Below are 16,774 nucleotides of genomic sequence, written 5' to 3' on the forward strand. Positions count from 1 at the left end.
TTAATACAAAAAAAGACCTCTCGAAATGAGAAGTCATAAACCGCTGCCTTGCATTTACATTAGTATCAAAAAGCACTCAGAAATACACTCAGAATGGTTAGATATAAAAAATAGGGCCTTTGAGTAGCATTAATATTTCTTCTATAATATATATCTGTTTTTTGAACAAGTTTGATTTGAGTTGTTTAGCCGATTCCTAAACCCTCATTACCCATACAGCATCATTTTAGAAGCCTTGGAAACATTGATGGAGAGCGATTCCTGATATATTCCAGGGCTCTTTTTTGTTTTGTGCATTATTGAATTTCAATTTTATGGACAGCAGGTAAAGTTCCTTTTGTTTTTTTTTCTAAAGTGACGGTTAAAACACCATTCTCATAAGCGGCAGACACAGCATCCTTTTTGACATTTTTCAAAACATATTGACGTTTGTAATGTTTGCTTGAGCGCTCCCGACGAATGTATTTCTTTTCGTCGTCTTTTTCTTCTCTGGATACTTCATTTTTTTGTTACGCCATCAACAAAATATGGTACGATTGTCATTAGAATGGAAACGTTTGCCAAGGGGTGATGATTTTTGCAGAGGATTGAAAAAGTGCTCGAGGCATTGGGCATGCTTTACGAGGAGAAGAAGCAGGGCATAACGGCCGAGGAAATCGCCTATAGATTGAAAAGCGACAGAAGCAATATTTCGCGTGATCTGAATCAGCTGTATAAGGAAAAACGCTGCTACAAAGAAAAAACCAGACCGGTACGTTTTTTCCCATGCACACGCAAGGTGCCCCAACAGGCTACGGCACCGAAGGAAACGCCTAAAATCGTGGACATGGATAACTTCCTGAAGAAGAATCCCAGCCTTTTCCATCAGATCGAGTGATTACGGCATCTAAAATGTACCACCTCTGCAATAATTTTTACCAGGCTCGGCAAAGAAATGTACCACTAAATGCGAAGCAGTTTACCACAAATACCTCTTGTATAATGTAGGTGCACACCTTAGGGTGTGACATTTACTTTACAGGAGGTATTTTTTATATGTTTCATTATCGAAGGATACTAGAAATGAATGGTGAGAGGATCAGTATTCGCAGTATAGCTGCAGCAAACGGAAACTCTCGTCAAAAAGTTACAGAGATAATCAGGAGGGCTGAGGAGAAAGGGATAGTAGTGCCACTATCAGAAGAAATGACCGATCAGTGGTTAGGAGAATTCTTGTTTCCAGAAAAGCAATTGGAGGCTAAAGGAAGACATTTGCCTGACTTCAATAAGGTTCACAAAGAACTCGCGAAACCAAACGTAACCTTAACACTTCTTCACAATGAATACGAAACGGAGTGCCGGATAAGCGGGAAAATCCCTTATGCTTATCGCTCATTTTGCGATTACTATAATGCATTTGCGAGAAAGTATAAGGCTACCATGCGCATCCGTCGGAAGCCCGGAGAAATTATGGAAGTGGATTGGGCGGGGTCTACCGCTTATGTCGTAGATCGAGATACTGGAGAAAAAATAAAAGCTTATGTATTTGTGGCGGCATTACCATGCAGCCAATTGGCTTATGCGGAAGCATTCTTAACGATGAAATCAGTGTCTTGGATTGCGGCACATAATCATGCGTTTGAATACTATGGCGGTTCAACCGATATAATTGTCCCGGATAATTTAAAAACGGGTGTCAAAAGGAACGAAGGCATCGACGTAATCCTTAATGAATCTTATCGAGAGTTAGGGGAACACTACGGTTCTATTATTTTACCTGCGCGAGTTTCCACACCGAAGGATTATCCTCAAACTCAGATTATCCTCAAAAAAGCCACAGACTGCTCTAGTTATCGAGAGGGCTTTGTGGCTTTTGAGGATAATAATCTAGTTCAATCCACAAAATTCTAAAAGATATTCTTCCTTGCCTTTCCACTTTTTCTGTTGCTTTAAATTTGGGATGTCTTGCACTGACTCCAATGCATTTTTAATAGTTTCGCCGTCGGCGTACGAATAAACTGATGTGGTCTCTAAGCTTTTATGTCCCAGAAAATCCTTGATGTAAGAAATTGGAATACCCTCCTTATACATTGCCATCGCGATACTATGCCGTAACATATGAGCATGAAGATTAATTGGGAAACTAGGATCTCCATTGTATGCAAGACGCGCGTACTTTTTCAAAAAATGATCAACCGTTCCTGGTTTCATCTGGGTGTGCATTGAATCATGGATTGTATAAAATAAAAAATCAGACTTATCCGAGTGATTATGGAATTCATTTAAATATGCCTCTAAATGCTTTATTGTAGCCTTCAGTAATGGAACATAACGAGTTTTGTGCCCCTTCCCTTGAATTCTGAGCTGAACAGAATGATCCCCATAAACTATGGAATCGCACGTAAGGCTAAGAAGTTCTTGTAGGCGTGCACCGGTCTCATACGCAAAAATCATGAAAAAACGATCTCGTCTGCCTAACTTCGTTGTGGCATCAGGTGCCAAAAATAAATTTTTTATTTGAGCTTGGTTGAGATATTCTATGCACTCTTTTTTTGATGCTCTGAAAGTATGGATACTACAAACTTCCAAATAAATGGGCGTTAATTCAATATGTTCTTCACTACAGAACTTCAGAAACGATTTGATAGCAGCTAACCGGAGGTTGAGGGTCTGATAAGAACAGTTGCGTGAATCTTTAAGCCACATGAGATAGCCATATATATTACTTCTGCTAAAGCAGGAAAAATCCATTGAATCAAAGCTGATCCCTTTTTCGTCTGAAAAATATTTCCTCAATAGTTTCAAGGATTGTTTATAGGCACGTACAGTCTTGTCGCTAAAATTACGCCTTGTAACTAAGTAATCTGTCAAGAAATCTCGTAATAATTGGTAGAACTGCATTTTTTTATCAGTACTCATCATATACCTCCGGTATTATGTCATCGTTAATACTAGATAATCTTTCTTCAATTTCAGGATAAAACGATTCTACGAGAGTAAGATAGTAGTCTGTTTCTGTAAAATGCGAATGTCCCATATACTCACTTAAATATGGGTAAAGACCTGTGACATTCTCATTCTCTCTGACCCAAGAGTTTAGTCTGTGTACAGCGTACGTGTGTCTAAGATCATGAACTCTTGGTGAATTCCCTGTTACCAATTGCGCTTCGGGGAGATTATCCCAGAATTCATGAAACCAATGATCAATAGTACTTTTGTTATAAAATTCTCCATTTATATTTGGAAAGAATGCTTGTCGCATCGGGAAAATTTCTTCTATATTTTGGTTATATTCTCTACACACCTCTAAAAGATCCGGGCTCATAAATAATATTCTTGCTTTCCAACCTTTCGACTCCCGAATCAAAATCTGTCCGTTCGTTAAGTTAACATCGGTAATGTTCAACAGTCTGGCTTCGGAAGACCTCAGTCCACAACAATACAACAAGCGAAATAGTACAGGAATAACATAACAGCGTGTAGGGGAAAAAGGAGAAACGGGACAACTATCAATTGCATGAAAAAAGGCCTGTAATTCTTTTGTAGTAAAAATATGAGCTTCATATTGGAGCTGTTTATTAGGGATGTTCCCAGGGAGGATGTACGCTGCATGCCCAATGGCATGTAAATATTTACCAAATTGTCGGATAGGCGTAATCCGTCTTAAAAGGCCATTAGGATGTTCATTTGGTTTGTAGTGTATCCATTTATCGACAATCTCTTTTGTTAAAGACTCTATATCTGGAAAATATTCAAAAACCATGTCATCGAAATGGTATAGAATTCGTGCTGATGATTGATAAGGGAACCCAACAGATTGCTTTTGAGCAATAAAGGTTTCTAAATGCGGACCTAATCTGCTTTTAAAGATATGCTCACTCAAATTTATCCTCTCCCCAATGTATTTTCCCAATTTCTGAAAGATCTAAAGCACACATACGCAGCATAGATTCTTCGAGAGAGATATAAGGTTTGTCTGATTCTTTTGAAGTATGCCCAAGAATATCTGTTACGACCTGATGAGGAACCTTAGCTGAAAGTAAACGATGAGTTAGTGTATAACGAAATAGATGCAAACCTTTGGTTTTGCCATTTACTGGTTGGATTTTTAATTTATTCAGGAGTTTTGAACAAAAAGGATAAGCAGATGAGATTTTATTGTAGGGAGCTTGCTTTCTTAAAAAGATGTAGGGGTAATCTATACGCGGATGGCGTTCATGTAAGATGTATTCCATGAGGGCATTACCGATCTCAGGTAATAGGGGAAAAATGATTGATTCACCAGTCTTTTGCTGGACTACATACAGTTTTTCCTTATTCCAATCAATGCTTTGAAGGGTTAAGTTGCAGACGTCTGAGTCCCTTAGGCCGAAACGTAGAGCGAGTAATATTATGGCTTTGGTTCGCATGGATTCCTGCTCTAGTTGCTCAATCAAGCGCCGCTCATCTTCTACAGACAGATAGGCTGAGACATTGCCTTTTTGAATAAATCTGCTCATGATAACATTTGAAAGATTATAATCGGTAACGTTGTTCTCAAACAAAAAGGTTAAGAGGCTTCTTAATATCGGCAATATAGTGGCCATACTTCTTTTATTGCAGATGGTTGAAAATGACGCGATGATCAATTGGGTTTCTTCATAAGATAATCCGGCTAATTCTTCAATTGTTTGTATTTCTGCCAATGATAAGGTTTTACGGAAAACATAGTCGTACAGATTAATTGTAGCTTTACTAAGGTTTTTTTCACTTAATGTGTTGATATAAATGGTGCGGAGTTCTTCTAAATCGTGATCCGTAAAAGACAAATTTTGTTGAATAGGTTTCCAGTTAAATGTACCTGTGTCAGCGACTTCCAAAAGAACATGTGCAGCCTTTCTGTTCATTTTCCATTTCCACTCATTCATTAAGCATTTACTTCGTAATCCATTTATTTCAGAAATATACTGTTGTAATACTTCGCTGGCATAGATGCCTGCGTTTTGTTTATTAAAATAGTCGCGTATATCTAGCCAAGAGTGTTTATATTGTCCTATTGTAGATGATGATAATTTCAAGCCCCTCATTTCTAATTCAGACTTTATAATCAAGTGATCGATTGTAATCTGAATTGATATGGGGTAGCTCACATCTTTGAAAAAATCCTTCGTTTCATCTTCCGTCGGAAGAGAGCTTCTGTTAAATGGATTTCCGCGCTCATCTTTGGCATGAGTGCCGGCATAATAATCTACTAATTTAACGCATTGCCTATGTCTCGAACTTCTTTCCTTGGAATTTCTGTCATCTTCAATAAAAGCATCATAAAGTTTCTGGCATGGAACAGTGATATTCATTTTAGATGCCATTTGCGATAATTGGTTGCAATAAAAATGTAGCGACTCGAAAGATGAAGATGCAAGTTGAGGTTTTCTCTCTGTCAAAACAACGCTGATTATTTCTTCCAGTTTTTCCATCTCTAGTCCTCCTCATACTATAATCGATCAGTCAAAGAATACCACCAATGGAAAATATTATCTTCAAAAAAGCCACAGGCATCTCTAGTGAAAGAGCTTGTCCTATGGCTTTTTGAAGATAATCTGAGTTTGAGGATAATCCTTGTTATATTCAATTGAAAATAACAAGGATAAAGCTAGTGTTGAAGGCAGTGTTGGTGTTATCTCTACTTGGATTATAGCTGCCTTACGCAATACTCATTGTTTTACGATTGAAGATTTAAATCATGAAATCCGAAAGAAGCTACAAGAATTTAATGAACGACCGTTCACTAAGAAACCAGGATCCAGAATCAGTGCCTTCGAGGAAGAAGAAAAATTCGCACTTAACCCTCTTCCACTGGCACCTTATAAGATGTCTGTCTGGAAAAAAGCAAAGGTTCAACTAAACTACCACGTCTCGGTTGAAAGCATGTTTTATTCCGTCCCATACGAATACATTCAACAAAATATAGATATCAGGATGACAGAGAATCTAATTGAACTATATTTTAATTCTATGCGAATCGCAACACATAAACGTCTACACGGGAAATTTGGACAGTACTCGACCGTAAGAGACCACATGCCTGATAACCACAAAATGTACGTTGATCATACCCCAGAATCGTCCATAGAATGGGGTGAAACCGTCGGTTCTTCAACAGTCAAGGTTGTTCAATACCTTTTGGATCATTATCAAAATGAAAAACAAGCGTTAAAGTCCATCATGTCTCTAAAGAGCTTTGGTAAAAAATATTCAAAAGAGGAAATAGAATCGGCCTGTTCCACAGCGTTAAATTTAGCTTCTTCGCCTTCTGTTAAAAGTATCCAGACCATTCTAAAGAACAATAAGCAGAAGAATGCAACCAACCAATCAAATACTGAATCTACTAGCACGCAGACGCACGGATTCACTCGTGGCGCGTCCTATTTTGGAGGGAAATAATATATGTTAAATGAGCAAACATCAGCTAAGTTAGCTGAATTAAAACTTTCAGGAATGCTTGAATCCTATCATGAGCAGATGACCAATAAAGATTATCAATCAATGAGCTTTGAAGATCGCTTCAACCTTATGGTTGATTTGGAGTATTCTCGACGAAAAAATAACAAACTACAACGGCTGATTAAAGCAGCAAACTTTAGAAATTCGACTGCCAGCATTGAAGATATCGAATATCATACGGACCGTAATCTAGATAAAAACCTTATCTTAAAACTAGCCAGTGGAATCTACCTGGAGGATCATCATAACCTCATTTTGATGGGTGCTTCGGGGAATGGGAAAACGTATATCGCCAACGCCTTTGGAATGCAGGCCTGCCGGCAACACTACAATGTGAAATACATCCGCCTCCCTGAATTACTAGATGAATTAACCATCTCTAAGAATCAAGCAGACGGCAGCTTCAGAAAAATAATCAATAAATATAAAAAAGTTCAGCTACTCATCATCGATGAATGGCTGTTAACAGATCTTTCGTTAGAAAATTCGACCTTCCTGTTGGAAATAATCGAATCCCGGCTTAAAACAGCATCAACCATTTTCTGTTCACAGTTCCATCCAGAAGGATGGCACGCAAAACTAGGAAATCCACAAATCGCTGATGCCATTTTAGATAGGATTATCCATGATTCTTATCAAATTCTCGTGGATGGAAAAGTTTCTATGCGTGAACGCCATGGTATCCACAACTAGTTTTCAAATAAAAGGAGGTTCAAAGAATATGAGTTATGATGATGAAACTGAAGATTATTATGAAATGTTAGACAAGCAATTTGAGGAGGATGAACTTATTTCCTTCATAGTAGCCTTATTTGAATATTCTACTGAATTGGAAGAACAGGTCGTCGCACTAAGACGTACAGTAAATGAATTATCGAATAAAGAACGTCTCCCGTTTCCTGATTTAGAGGGAGATATCTATCAAGTGTTTGATGATTTTTCAGCATACAGAAAGTACCAAACCCTTATCGAAGAACGTATTGGATGGAATAAAAATCACCCTATTTCGGAGACAATGAAATGGCTATAGTAACTCCACTCATGATGTCGTCTAAGTTTTGTAGGTAGAAATTGATCAGAGATCAATAAAGAGTCGCTCCTGAATCATATGGAGTGGCTCTTTGTTGACCTTAAGGTCATTATTTGTTGTTTGCGCCATTTGAAGTGGTAAACGCTTTGCATTTACTGGTACAATTCTATGCACTTACTGGTAAAAATTAATGCATTAGTGGTACATTTTCAATGCTGTATTCAATCGAGCAAGGGAAAGCGGCCATCCTGTATCCAGGGGACGGTATGCATATGCTGTTGCTGGGCGAAACCGGCGTCGGCAAGTCTTTGTTTGCCGATTTGCTGCACAAATACGGCATCCAATCGGGGAAGTTGGCGGATTCGTCCCCCTTCATCCAGTTCAATTGCGCCGATTATGCCCATAACCCGCAGTTGTTGATGAGCCAGCTTTTTGGCCATGCAAAAGGGGCTTATACGGGTGCGGAAACAAATAAGACGGGGCTTCTCGAGAAGGCGAACGGAGGCATCCTTTTTTTGGATGAAATCCACCGCTTGCCGATCGAAGGGCAGGAGATGCTGTTCACCTACATCGACCGCGGTGTTTTCCGGCCGCTCGGTGAATCCGAAAAGGATCACCATGCCAATGTTCTGATAATCGGAGCGACGACCGAAAAGAAGGACACGCTTCTTAAGACATTCATCCGCAGACTGCCGATCATCATCGATCTGCCGAGTTTGAGGGAAAGGTCGATCGAGGAACGCCATCAGCTGTTCGATGCGTTCGTTCAGCAGGAAGTCAATCAATTGGGAGTGCCGATGTATTTCAGCAAAAATGCGCTGAAAGCCTTTTTGCATTACAAATGCGAATTGAATATCGGGCAATTCAAAGCGGATATCCGGATCGCTTTCGCGAAAAGTTATGCCCGTTTCTTGGCAGTCAAAGAAAATTATCTGAAAGTCAGCAGCAAAGATCTGCCGGATTATATCCGGGCGGGTCTGCTCAGCAATGCGGACCACCGTCAGATGTGGTCGAAATACGAAGGGACGAACCGACAGGCAATCCAATATCTTCCCTCCGACAATACCATTCCGGAAGTGAACAGCGAGCCGAGCGAAAGCACCATTTATCGGGAAATGAATACACGCTACCGGGAATTGGAGCAGAAAAAAGCCAGTGCGGATGAGATCCAAAAAGCGATGGAGCACGATCTGAAGACTTACTTCAAGTTGACTGGAGAAAAGGAACAACGCTTCTGCAACAAGGAAAATCTGATTGCGCTTGTGCCTGACAATATCATCAAGGAACTGGAAAAAATCCTCCGCCATGTCACGATCAAGACCGGCAAAGTGATGAGCGATAAGGTGTTCCAGATGATGGCGATCCATATCTACAACCTTGTGAAGCGAAGCCAACAGGATCATGTGCTGAAAAACGACATGCATGAAGCGATCATCGATAAGTATCCGGAGATGTACGGCGTTGCGAAAGAATGCATGGCCATTTTGGAAGCGGATCTGGGTGTGCGTATTCCGGAAGAGGAAGCGAGCTACTTTATCATGTTCCTGACCCACGATGAAATGGATGCATTCGAAAGATTGGCGAAAGTGCAGGTCATCGTGATTGCGCACGGATCAGGGATTGCGTCGGCGCTTTGCGACACAGCGAATCAACTCCTGAACCATGAGGGAGCCATCGGGATCAATGCGCGCTTGGATGAGGAGCCCCGGCAAGTTTTCGAAAGACTGGTCCGTTACATCAAAAACCATCAGATTTCGGATGACATCCTGCTGCTGGTGGATATGGGGAGTCTGACGACTTTTGCTGGGGAATTGGAAAAACTGTTCCCCTTGAAGGCGAAGTCCATCCCATTGGTTAGCACCATGCATGTCCTCGAAGCCAGCAGAAAAGCGATGATCGGCTGCAGTCTGCGTGAGGTTTATGTCGAAACCCTGAAGGTGAACGACTATATGGCCATTTATCAGGACAGGAAAGAAGTGGAGCAGGTGCAGAAGCCGAAAGTGCGGCCGCAAGCCACCGATTCGTTCCATTTCAGACCGTTGGCGATCATTTCGATCTGCCTGACCGGCGAGGGGACGGCCGTAACGATCCGGGACATCATCCGCAAGGAAATTTCCTTTGATGAGAAGGAAATCACGATTGTGCCGATCAACCTGGTCGGCAAGGAGAGCATTTATGCGCGCCTTCAGGAATTGACGAAGGAATACGAGATTATTTGTGTCATCAGCACCTTTGCGATCAAAACGGAGTATCCGACCTTTGAACTGTACACGGTCATGAACCGGGCGGGATTGCAACGGATTCAGGACTGCATCGACGAAATCTATACGTATCGTTCGATTAAGGAAACGATCCTGAAGTATTACGACATGCCCGAAATAGAGGAGCTGCTGTCCAGCATTTATCGCTTCAATGATGAAGTGAATGAAATGATGAGCCCTTCCCTGTTCGTGAGCGATAAGATTGGCCTTTCTTTCCATATCATCGGCATGCTGCGAAAAATCAAGCGCCAGGAACAGATCCCGCATTTTGAAAAAGGCATGGTTTCCTTTCCGCAGGACAAATACATCGTTCCGAAAATCAAGAATCTTTTCCTGGATTATTTCCGGGAGCATCTGGAGATGATCAACGAAGACATGCTGAACCATGTCGCCTACGCTTATCTGGCCCGAAGTGTGTCCTATATAGCGAACAGCTGACACACAACTTCATAATTTAAAAAAATCTGTGTCGTTTTGGCGACACAGATTTTTTTGTTGCGCGATACGGTGCGCTTCATGTGTGTTGGCACGGTTTTTGCATATCTATAAATGAAAGGATAAAGGACAGGAGGGATTCATTTGGAAGACGAGGAGAAAATCATCATGCAGCTGATCATCCATGGGGGAGATGCCCGCGCGTACAGCATGAAAGCCATCCAAGCTGCCGAAAAGGGCGAGTTTATGGAAGCCGACAAACTGATGGGGGAGGCAAGGACTTCCTTGAACAAGGCGCATGACCTGCAGACTACGATCATCCAAGAAGAAATCAGAGGAAAACCGACCAACACTACGCTTCTGATGGTCCACGCACAGGATCATGTGATGAATGCCATGACCGTGAGGGATCTGGCGCAGCACCTGATCCAACTGAGGGAAGAAGTCCATTTGTTCCATACACAAAAAGTGAGCCAGGAGGAGATTGCATGACACTTTCGATTATGTTGGCCTGTGCGGGAGGTTTCTCGACCAGCATGTTGGTTGAACGGATGAAGGATGCGGCAAAAGAAAGAGGGATGGAGGTTAATATCGATGCAACGGCGGAGGGAAAAGTGGATAAACTGATCCAGAATATCGACATTCTCCTGCTGGGCCCGCAAGTCGGTTATATGGAGGAAAGCTTCAAAAAGAAATACAGTGGCCATCCGGTCGCGATCGCAACGATTCCATCGATGGATTACGGCATGATGAACGGCAAAAAAGTATTGGCGGATGCTTTGAGTTTATTAAATTAATAGGGGGCTGAAAAGAATGGCTGATTTTTCAAATGTGCAAATGAGTTTACAACGTGGTGCGGGTGCGATCCAAAACAACAAATACATCAGTGCCATCACGAATGGTCTGATGTCGGCGATGCCGATCACGATCGTGGGTGCCATGGGGAGTCTCGTGAACAGTTTCCCGGTTCAAGGGTACCAGGATTTTTTGGTCAATACCGGATTGAAAGCGATTACGGTCATTCCTTCCGAAATCACGACCAACCTTTTGGCCATCTATGTTGTTTATTTGATCGCTGCGAAATTTGCCGAGTCCTATGACATCGACGGTACGCCGGCAGGGATGCTTGCCTTAATGAGCTTTCTAATCGTTACACCTTTCAATTATTCCGAAGCGAACACATTGGCCTCGCTGCCCGCTACCTGGATGGGCGCACCGGGACTGTTTACTGCCTTTCTTGTCGCGTTATTGTCCGCGAAAGTTTATACCATTTTTAAAATTAAAGGCTGGGTCATCAAGATGCCTGACGGCGTACCGCCTACCGTATCCAAATCATTCTCCGGTCTGGTGCCTGGCTTGGTGCTGGCAGTCCTTGCAATGGTCATCCGCTACGTGATGACATTGACTGCCTATGCCGATATCCATTCGTTCATCTTTTCAGTAGTGGCTGCACCATTGACCAAACTGGGCGGAAGCTTCACGGCACTGTTGGTTGCGATGTTTGCGGCACAGATTTTGTGGTTGGTCGGTGTACACGGCGCAATGGTCGTCTACAGTGTATTCATGCCGATCTGGACACCGCTGGGTACCGAAAACTTGGCAGCGTACAACGCTGGCCTGGAAATCCCGAATATCGTTTCCGGAAGCATGTTCGGGATGGTCGTATTCATGGGTTCAGGCGCTACCTTAGGTTTGGCGATGGCGATGCTGCGGGCAAGATCGGAGCAATACCGTGTTCTCGGCAAATTGAGCTTGATACCGAACATCTGCGGCATCAATGAACCAATCATCTTCGGGATGCCGATCATCATGAACTTCACTTTGGCTATCCCATTCATCCTTGTGCCTTTGATCATCGCAGTTACTTCCTATCTTGGCATGCTGACAGGCATCCTGCCTTACCTGCCGGGTATCGCGGTACCGCTGGGTGTTCCGGTCATCATCAACGGATTGATGGCAGGTGGCTGGAGATGGGCTATCTATCAAGCACTTATGATCGCTGTGAGCTATTTCGTCTATCTGCCGTTCTTCAAGGTCATGGATAAAGCCGCTTATAAGCAAGAAGTGGAAGCACAACAGCAAACGGAAGCAACTGAATTGGACAACGCTTTAGTCTGATAAGCGAAAGATACTGGGGAAACAAGATGATAAGAAACGCAGCAAAAAAGATTCGTTCCACTGGTACAAGAAGATCATCGCTTCAAACGGGGCCGATCTGGACTGAATACCTGGAGCGGATGCACTGTTTTCTGTAAGTCTTCAATGAAAAAACATAAATAGATCGGGAGGAAAAAAATATGATGAGTAGAGTGAAAAAAATGGCTAAAGTAACGGCATTGAGCGCAGTGGTTTTGGGAGGGTTGTTTGCGACAGCCGATCCGGTTTCAGCAAAAGAGTTGAAGACGCAGCCTTCTTCCTATGAAACGGTCATCGAAGTGAAGGACTGGGGCGCAACCGTGACGAAGATCATCGTGGACTTGGGCAGACCGGTTCCGCAGGGATCCGTGACGACGGATACATTCAGCGTCAATGTCTCAAGAAGCGACAGCCGTTTGAATCCCTCCTTGCTGGGTGAGGGCATCGTGAACGTCACCAATGCCTACGTGGCCGATAAAGACGGCAATCCGGCCGTTCAGACAGGCAAATATGCGGTACTGGAAATGGAATACGGTCCGACTTTGGCTCTGAGCTCTGCTTTGAACTATCAGGTCGCTACCGGCCGCAATGATTGGACGACGAACGCATACACCATCATGCAGCAGACGGCAATCGAAACGCCTGCGGGCTCCGTATCCGGTCTGGTCGTCACCGAATTTGCCGGAACAACCAAAGAAATCATCGAAGATTTCGAAACCGGCGCATCGACCTTTGACGGTGTTACATTGACTTATGCTGACTACAGCCCGGCGCAGGACAACCAAGAAAATCCATTGATCATCTGGCTGCATGGCGGCGGGGAAGGCGGAACGGATGCGACAATCCCGTTGGCTGCAAACAAAGCGACTGCTTTGGCTACGGATGAGATCCAGTCCTACTTCGATGGGGCCTATGTCTTGGCTCCGCAGACACCGACTTATTGGATGGACGGCATCGGCGGAAGAGCAGACGGCACTTCCAAATACGAAGATGCTTTGATGGCGCTGATCGAAGAGTACGTCGCCAACAATCCGGATGTCGATACGGACCGGATCTATATCGGCGGACCGTCCAATGGTGGCTACATGACGATGCTGATGGCGCGTGATTACCCTGGCTACTTTGCTGCCGCTTTCCCTGTCTGCGAAGGTTTGAATGATGTTTTGATCTCGGATGCGGACATCCAGAATCTGGCGCAAACACCGATCTGGTTCACTGCCGCCGCAAACGACATGGTGCTGCCTCCAGCAATCAATACGTTGCCTACCTACGACCGTTTGTTGGCCGCTGATGCAGATGTTTACTTGACCTTGTTTGACAATGTCGAGGACACTTCCGGTCTGTACACAAATGCGGACGGCACGCCTTATCAATACAATGGCCATTTCTCTTGGGTATATGTCCACAACAACGAAGTGTCGACAGTGATCGACGGAACAGAGATCACATTGATGCAATGGCTGTCCGAACAGTCCTTGAACGACTGATCTATTTGATGCAGCTTTTATAAAACGAACAGCCTCCGGAAGTCCGTATGATGCGGATTTCCGGAGGCTGTTTTTGTGTTGTTCCGATGAGGCAATTAGTTTTTATAAAAAAGAATAAAAATATCCCGAAATATTCGGGTGGAATATTGTATGATAGTGAAAACTGCAGGGGAGGAATCGTGATGGTTGAACTGGATCGGTTGGTCAAATTGCTCGTCGAGAAGATGCTGCGTTCGTCCAAAAAACCGGAACCAAGCGGAAGTGGAACCGACGAGGGAAACGCAGCCGAGCCTAAGCTCCCAGAGAGCATCTTGGAGGATGCAGCCAAAGACGAAACGGACGAAAAAATGCCTGAAGGATGATTCCCTTCAGACATATTGGAGCAGTTCGTCATAATACAGTTTCGTGATCAATTCCCGATCGGCCGTAGTGGGTTTGTCGATGTAGATGACGTATTCGGCATCCCAGGTATAGGCGGATGTGCCTTCCAGAAACGGGTTTTCTACTGGCGTTTCGGTTTCCAGCTCGGCGATGAGGACGGCGATGTAGTCTTCACTTTCGGTTTCGTCATGGAAGTCGAAGTCGTCGCTAGTCTCGATGTAGAGTTTGTAGGCTTTATTCGGGTGCTCGGCTTTGAATTTTTGGATGATCGCAATTTCTTTGTCCAGATTTCTCATGGTACTTGCTCCCTTCGGAAATGGCTTTGGATCAAGTGTTTTCTATAGGTCTATCATAACATTCTCTCCTTGCATCTGCACTCAATAACACGGGATGGATGACTGTTGTGGGCTCATATATTATGATGGGAATAACTAATTTTAAGGAGGGATCAGCATGGGAATCGCAATTTTGCAGCACGTGGATTTTGAAGGGCCGGCGGAAATCGAGAATTGGTGTCGGCAGACCGGCACAGAATACAGGATATACCGCCTATTTCTGGGGGAGGCTTTACCGAAAGCGGAGGAAACGGATTTTCTTGTGATATTGGGCGGTCCCATGAGCATCTTGGATGACCTGCCTTGGTTGGAAGAGGAGCGGCAACTTATCCGTACTTTCATTAGCCAGGGCAAGCCGGTCTTCGGTGTCTGTCTGGGCGGACAGCAGATCGCCAAAGCTTTGGGGGCTGACATTTTTCAGGGGGAATTCCGGGAAGCGGGCTGGCTGCCAATCCGCACGATGAACTCGGAAACGCTAGGTGAACTGTCTGAGGAACTGGTCGTGTTCCATTGGCACGGGGAGCAATTCGGCTTGCCGGAAGGAGCGGAGCGCCTGTTCACAAGCGATGTCTGTCTGAATCAGGGCTTTGTCTATAAAGGTAATGTGATCGGCCTGCAATTCCATTTCGAATCCACACAGGAGAGCGTCGAAAGCATTCTCCAGAACGATGTGGCCTTCTTGGACGGCACCGCCTATACGCAGACGGCAGCGGAAATTCGGAGCTATCCGATACCCGCGAGCAACCGGCAGCTGCTTTATCGATTGTTGGATCGGTTGAATCGGAATTTCCGGTGAAAGAGTGATTCGTCGGTTGTTCGTTATGGGCTTCCGTGCGAACAGCCGAGGAATCATCAGTGTGTTTGCTGATAACCATCCTCGCTTTTGCGAACTGCAAATGAATCACGTTTATGTCTGCTGTTATGAAGCCAGTCTCCCGAGAAAAGTCGACGATACGGACTTTCATCTACATTTCAAGCTGTTGGACCGGTTGAGTTTTGAAACGTCTACTATTACTGTTTAAAAATGGAGGGATAGATAGCATGGATATTCGAATCGCAGTAGAAGATGACCGACAGGCAATTCTTGCATGTGTGGACGATGCCTATGGAATGTATATTGACAGAATTGGAAAAAAGCCCGCCCCCATGCTTGCGGATTATGCAGAACTCATTTCAAAAAGCTTGGTCTATGTAGCTACGGATAAGGATCAAATACAAGGCCTCATCGTGCTGCTTTTGAAAGAAAACTACTTATTGATAGAAAATGTGGCAGTCCGCAACCTTTTCCAAGGGCAGGGTATTGGCCGCAGACTGATTGAATTTGCGTTTACGTCAGCTAAAGAGGCCGGTACGCAAGAAGTCCGTCTGTATACGAACGAGTTGATGAGTGAAAATCTTTTGTACTATGCTAAACTCGGCTTTATCCAATTAAATCGCTCTACAGAAGATGGTTACAGACGTGTACATATGTCAAAGTCTTTGTGATTAGATGCAGCCACTAATTGATAAAATAGAGCCCAACATAAAAAGGCCTCAGAACCCTCATATGAAGGATTCTGTCGCCTTTTTGTCTGTTACTGTTACAGCAAGTCGTTCAATTCGCGGATATCGTCTATCTGTGCATCCGCCGAGTCCAGTTCTCCGGGGAAGCCGAAGCCGTAGCGGCAGCCTACTGTGCTGACGGGATGATGTTCGGCGACCTCGATGTCCTGGAAACGGTCGCCCACAATCAGGTAGCCGCCAGGAAACACAGCTCGGATTGATTCGAAAATTTCATATTTGGGGATGAAGCTGAAATCTTCGGTGCAGTACATGCCGTCGAAGTATCGGTCCAACCCGAAGCTTTCCCGGTGCGCTTCCATGTAGGCCCGGCTACAGTTGCTCAAGAAGACCAAGCGGTAGCCTTTCTCCTTCAATGCCTGCAAGGTTTCCAGAGCGCCCTCGTAAAGGATGACCTGCCCGGTTTGGGCTTTTTCCAGCAGGATCTGGCCGATCATTTTTGAGGCCTTCGATCGGACTTCCTCATCCAGGTCGGGCATGAAATTTTCCCACATCGCTTTGCTGCTGTAGCCCAGCCACTTCGTGATTTCCGCATCCGCCCAATCTCTTGGCGCGGCGTGGCCGGCTTCAACGAGGTAAGCATAGGCTTGTTTGAAAGCGTGGATGTAATTCTTGGTGCTATCATGGAGGGTGCCGTCATAGTCAAGGATGATAGTGCGGACCTCTTTGAACATTAGTTTTTCCATAAAC

The 16,774-nt window shown here is 44.1% G+C and carries 18 protein-coding genes and 1 pseudogene; 13 read left to right on the forward strand and 6 right to left on the reverse strand.

What is annotated here, in order from left to right; genetic code table 11:
- Nucleotides 1–296: 296 nt before the first annotated feature.
- Nucleotides 297–479, reverse strand: a pseudogene (locus PH235_RS08775) (Hsp20 family protein); the annotation flags it as partial.
- Nucleotides 480–577: 98 nt separating this feature from the next.
- Here PH235_RS08775 and PH235_RS08780 point away from each other — a divergent pair.
- Nucleotides 578–877 (forward strand): hypothetical protein, encoded by a 300-nt coding sequence (locus PH235_RS08780; RefSeq protein WP_272161978.1) that lies wholly within the window; start codon nt 578–580, stop codon nt 875–877.
- 158 nt (nt 878–1,035) lie between these two features.
- On the forward strand, nt 1,036–1,890 hold the full coding sequence (locus tag PH235_RS08785; RefSeq protein ID WP_272161979.1) for a hypothetical protein: 855 nt from the start codon (nt 1,036–1,038) through the stop codon (nt 1,888–1,890).
- On the opposite strand, the gene PH235_RS08790 is transcribed toward PH235_RS08785, so the two are convergent.
- The 3 genes from PH235_RS08790 to PH235_RS08800 are packed head-to-tail and all read right to left on the reverse strand — an operon-like array spanning nt 1,867 to nt 5,432.
- Nucleotides 1,867–2,898 carry a tyrosine-type recombinase/integrase gene (locus tag PH235_RS08790; protein ID WP_272161980.1) on the reverse strand — a complete coding sequence of 344 codons (1,032 nt, stop codon included), beginning with the start codon at nt 2,896–2,898 and terminating at the stop codon, nt 1,867–1,869. The two genes, PH235_RS08785 and PH235_RS08790, sit on opposite strands and share 24 nt — an antisense overlap.
- Nucleotides 2,888–3,862: a tyrosine-type recombinase/integrase gene (locus PH235_RS08795; RefSeq protein WP_272161981.1), complete on the reverse strand. Its 975-nt coding sequence runs from the start codon at nt 3,860–3,862 to the stop codon at nt 2,888–2,890. The genes PH235_RS08790 and PH235_RS08795 overlap by 11 nt, the downstream gene beginning before the upstream one ends.
- Nucleotides 3,855–5,432: a tyrosine-type recombinase/integrase gene (locus PH235_RS08800; protein WP_272161983.1), complete on the reverse strand. Its 1,578-nt coding sequence runs from the start codon at nt 5,430–5,432 to the stop codon at nt 3,855–3,857. Before PH235_RS08800 ends, PH235_RS08795 begins: the two co-directional genes overlap by 8 nt.
- Nucleotides 5,433–5,574: 142 nt before the next feature.
- On the opposite strand from PH235_RS08800, the gene PH235_RS08805 reads away from it, so the two are divergent.
- From PH235_RS08805 to PH235_RS08845, 9 genes are all read left to right on the forward strand, one after another.
- Nucleotides 5,575–6,399, forward strand: a complete 825-nt coding sequence (locus PH235_RS08805) for a Mu transposase domain-containing protein (protein ID WP_272161984.1) — start codon at nt 5,575–5,577, stop codon at nt 6,397–6,399.
- Nucleotides 6,400–6,402: 3 nt separating this feature from the next.
- Complete coding sequence (istB, locus tag PH235_RS08810; protein ID WP_272161986.1) at nt 6,403–7,152, forward strand: IS21-like element helper ATPase IstB; 750 nt, start codon at nt 6,403–6,405, stop codon at nt 7,150–7,152.
- A gap of 28 nt (nt 7,153–7,180) precedes the next feature.
- Nucleotides 7,181–7,489: a hypothetical protein gene (locus PH235_RS08815; RefSeq protein WP_272161987.1), complete on the forward strand. Its 309-nt coding sequence runs from the start codon at nt 7,181–7,183 to the stop codon at nt 7,487–7,489.
- Nucleotides 7,490–7,701: 212 nt separating this feature from the next.
- Nucleotides 7,702–10,188: a sigma 54-interacting transcriptional regulator gene (locus PH235_RS08820; protein ID WP_272161988.1), complete on the forward strand. Its 2,487-nt coding sequence runs from the start codon at nt 7,702–7,704 to the stop codon at nt 10,186–10,188.
- A gap of 141 nt (nt 10,189–10,329) precedes the next feature.
- A complete protein-coding gene (locus PH235_RS08825; RefSeq protein ID WP_272161990.1) occupies nt 10,330–10,677 on the forward strand; it encodes a PTS lactose/cellobiose transporter subunit IIA in 348 nt (115 codons plus the stop codon).
- The gene (locus PH235_RS08830) at nt 10,674–10,982 is read left to right on the forward strand and encodes a PTS sugar transporter subunit IIB (RefSeq protein WP_272161991.1); all 309 of its coding nucleotides are present in this window, start codon (nt 10,674–10,676) and stop codon (nt 10,980–10,982) included. Before PH235_RS08825 ends, PH235_RS08830 begins: the two co-directional genes overlap by 4 nt.
- 16 nt (nt 10,983–10,998) lie before the next feature.
- Nucleotides 10,999–12,303 carry a PTS sugar transporter subunit IIC gene (locus tag PH235_RS08835; RefSeq protein WP_272161993.1) on the forward strand — a complete coding sequence of 435 codons (1,305 nt, stop codon included), beginning with the start codon at nt 10,999–11,001 and terminating at the stop codon, nt 12,301–12,303.
- A 179-nt stretch (nt 12,304–12,482) separates the two neighbouring features.
- Complete coding sequence (locus PH235_RS08840; RefSeq protein WP_272161994.1) at nt 12,483–13,808, forward strand: prolyl oligopeptidase family serine peptidase; 1,326 nt, start codon at nt 12,483–12,485, stop codon at nt 13,806–13,808.
- Between the two features lie 182 nt (nt 13,809–13,990).
- A complete protein-coding gene (locus PH235_RS08845) occupies nt 13,991–14,170 on the forward strand; it encodes a hypothetical protein (protein WP_272161996.1) in 180 nt (59 codons plus the stop codon).
- A gap of 6 nt (nt 14,171–14,176) precedes the next feature.
- On the opposite strand, the gene PH235_RS08850 is transcribed toward PH235_RS08845, so the two are convergent.
- Complete coding sequence (locus tag PH235_RS08850) at nt 14,177–14,485, reverse strand: hypothetical protein (RefSeq protein ID WP_086628732.1); 309 nt, start codon at nt 14,483–14,485, stop codon at nt 14,177–14,179.
- Nucleotides 14,486–14,642: 157 nt separating this feature from the next.
- On the opposite strand from PH235_RS08850, the gene PH235_RS08855 reads away from it, so the two are divergent.
- Both PH235_RS08855 and PH235_RS08860 read left to right on the forward strand, forming a co-directional pair.
- Nucleotides 14,643–15,320: a type 1 glutamine amidotransferase gene (locus tag PH235_RS08855; RefSeq protein WP_272161998.1), complete on the forward strand. Its 678-nt coding sequence runs from the start codon at nt 14,643–14,645 to the stop codon at nt 15,318–15,320.
- A gap of 245 nt (nt 15,321–15,565) precedes the next feature.
- Nucleotides 15,566–16,009: a GNAT family N-acetyltransferase gene (locus tag PH235_RS08860; RefSeq protein WP_272161999.1), complete on the forward strand. Its 444-nt coding sequence runs from the start codon at nt 15,566–15,568 to the stop codon at nt 16,007–16,009.
- Between the two features lie 95 nt (nt 16,010–16,104).
- Here the strand turns inward: PH235_RS08860 and PH235_RS08865 are convergent, their stop codons facing one another.
- Entirely contained in the window at nt 16,105–16,770 is a 666-nt protein-coding gene (locus PH235_RS08865) for an HAD family hydrolase (RefSeq protein ID WP_272162001.1), read from the reverse strand.
- Nucleotides 16,771–16,774: the final 4 nt, after the last annotated feature.

The organism is Trichococcus sp. K1Tr (assembly GCF_028309625.1).
Classification (GTDB): domain Bacteria; phylum Bacillota; class Bacilli; order Lactobacillales; family Aerococcaceae; genus Trichococcus.

Coding starts and splice junctions, on each gene's coding strand:
- PH235_RS08785 (WP_272161979.1), top strand. CDS start 1,036: ATGTTTCATTATCGAAGGATACTAGAAATGAATGGTGAGAGGATCAGT.
- PH235_RS08790 (WP_272161980.1), bottom strand. CDS start 2,898: ATGAGTACTGATAAAAAAATGCAGTTCTACCAATTATTACGAGATTTC.
- PH235_RS08800 (WP_272161983.1), bottom strand. CDS start 5,432: ATGGAAAAACTGGAAGAAATAATCAGCGTTGTTTTGACAGAGAGAAAA.
- istB (WP_272161986.1), top strand. CDS start 6,403: ATGTTAAATGAGCAAACATCAGCTAAGTTAGCTGAATTAAAACTTTCA.
- PH235_RS08815 (WP_272161987.1), top strand. CDS start 7,181: ATGAGTTATGATGATGAAACTGAAGATTATTATGAAATGTTAGACAAG.
- PH235_RS08820 (WP_272161988.1), top strand. CDS start 7,702: ATGCTGTATTCAATCGAGCAAGGGAAAGCGGCCATCCTGTATCCAGGG.
- PH235_RS08830 (WP_272161991.1), top strand. CDS start 10,674: ATGACACTTTCGATTATGTTGGCCTGTGCGGGAGGTTTCTCGACCAGC.
- PH235_RS08835 (WP_272161993.1), top strand. CDS start 10,999: ATGGCTGATTTTTCAAATGTGCAAATGAGTTTACAACGTGGTGCGGGT.
- PH235_RS08840 (WP_272161994.1), top strand. CDS start 12,483: ATGATGAGTAGAGTGAAAAAAATGGCTAAAGTAACGGCATTGAGCGCA.
- PH235_RS08845 (WP_272161996.1), top strand. CDS start 13,991: ATGGTTGAACTGGATCGGTTGGTCAAATTGCTCGTCGAGAAGATGCTG.
- PH235_RS08850 (WP_086628732.1), bottom strand. CDS start 14,485: ATGAGAAATCTGGACAAAGAAATTGCGATCATCCAAAAATTCAAAGCC.
- PH235_RS08855 (WP_272161998.1), top strand. CDS start 14,643: ATGGGAATCGCAATTTTGCAGCACGTGGATTTTGAAGGGCCGGCGGAA.
- PH235_RS08860 (WP_272161999.1), top strand. CDS start 15,566: ATGGATATTCGAATCGCAGTAGAAGATGACCGACAGGCAATTCTTGCA.
- PH235_RS08865 (WP_272162001.1), bottom strand. CDS start 16,770: ATGGAAAAACTAATGTTCAAAGAGGTCCGCACTATCATCCTTGACTAT.